The organism is Rubritalea squalenifaciens DSM 18772, from assembly GCF_900141815.1.
GTDB classification, from domain to species: domain Bacteria; phylum Verrucomicrobiota; class Verrucomicrobiia; order Verrucomicrobiales; family Akkermansiaceae; genus Rubritalea; species Rubritalea squalenifaciens.
Window position 1 is genome coordinate 1 of sequence record NZ_FQYR01000015.1, and the last position, 1,460, is coordinate 1,460.

Annotated in this window: 1 rRNA gene; it reads right to left on the reverse strand. The window is 52.9% G+C overall.

The annotated features are described in order from the left end of the window. Positions 1-99: 99 nt before the first annotated feature. A 23S ribosomal RNA gene (locus tag BUB27_RS19050) occupies positions 100-1,460 on the reverse strand; the annotation flags it as partial.

Below are 1,460 nucleotides of genomic sequence, written 5' to 3' on the forward strand. Positions count from 1 at the left end.
GCAAGTCATGCCACTAAGGGCTTTCCTGCGTATTGCATTTTCTTACGTTTGCGGATTACTCCAGACGCTTCCTTTTTGAATTGTTTATTTAAAGCTTAAGGAATCAAGCCGAACGGATGATTAGTACTGGTGAGCTGAACATGTTGCCATGCTTACACCCCCAGCCTATCAACGTGGTGGTCTTCCACGATCCTTCGGGGAAAATTAATCTCGGGAACTGCTTGGCGCTTAGATGCTTTCAGCGCTTATCAGGACCGCACTTAGCTACCCTGCGATGCTCTTGACAGAACAACAGGAACACCAGAGGTGCGTCAAACTCGGTCCTCTCGTACTAGAGTTTGAACCCCACAATTTTCCTACGCCCACAGAGGATAGAGGACCGAACTGTCTCGCGACGTTCTGAACCCAGCTCGCGTGCCGCTTTAACCGGCGAACAGCCGGACCCTTGGGACCTTCTCCAGCCCCAGGATGCGACGAGCCGACATCGAGGTGCCAAACCGCGCCGTCGATATGAACTCTTGGGCGCGATCAGCCTGTTATCCCTAGGGTACCTTTTATCCGTTGAGCGACGGCAATTCCACTTTCTACCGCCGGATCACTAAGGCCTACTTTCGTATCTGCTCGACTTGTAGGTCTCACAGTTAGGCTGGCTTATGCCTTTGCACTCGACACGCAGTTGCCAACTGCGCTGAGCCAACCTTCGCGCTCCTCCGTTACTCTTTAGGAGGATACCGCCCCAGTAAAACTGACCGGCTGCCAGGGTCCCCCGGCCTGATTCAAGGCACGGGGTTAGATCATCCAAAATCGAAGGGTGGTATCTCACTGATGACTCCACCTGCCCCTAAAGGCAGGTTTCACAGTCTCCCACTTATGCTGAGCATCGAGATCGAATGAACACTAACAGCTTACAGTTAAGGTCCATAGGGTCTTTCCGTCCTTCTGCGGGTAGCCGGCATCTTCACCGGCGTTACAATTTCACTGAGCACCTGGTCGAGACAGCGCCCAACTCGTTGCACGATTCGTGCAGGTCGGAACTTACCCGACAAGGAATTTCGCTACCTTAGGACCGTTATAGTTACGGCCGACATTCACCAGGACTTGGGCTCGGAGCTTCGCCTCGAGGGCTAACACCTTACCGTAATCTTTTGGCATTGGTCACGTGTCACATCGTATACTTCGACTTTCGTCTTCGCACAATGCTGTGTTTTTGCTAAACAGTCGGTTGGGCCATTTCACTGCGGCCCCCAGAAGGGGCACTCCTTATCCCGAAGTTACGGAGCCATTTTGCCGAGTTCCTTGACCAGGTTTCACTCTTGCGCCTTGGTATACTCTACCCACCCACCTGTGTCGGTTTGCGGTACGGGGTGCGTTTAATCGGGTCGGCTTTTCTTGGCACAACGTCCAGTGATGCGGATCGGCCGTAGCCTCACCTCGGAATTCAATAACCTGGTCACTTTCTA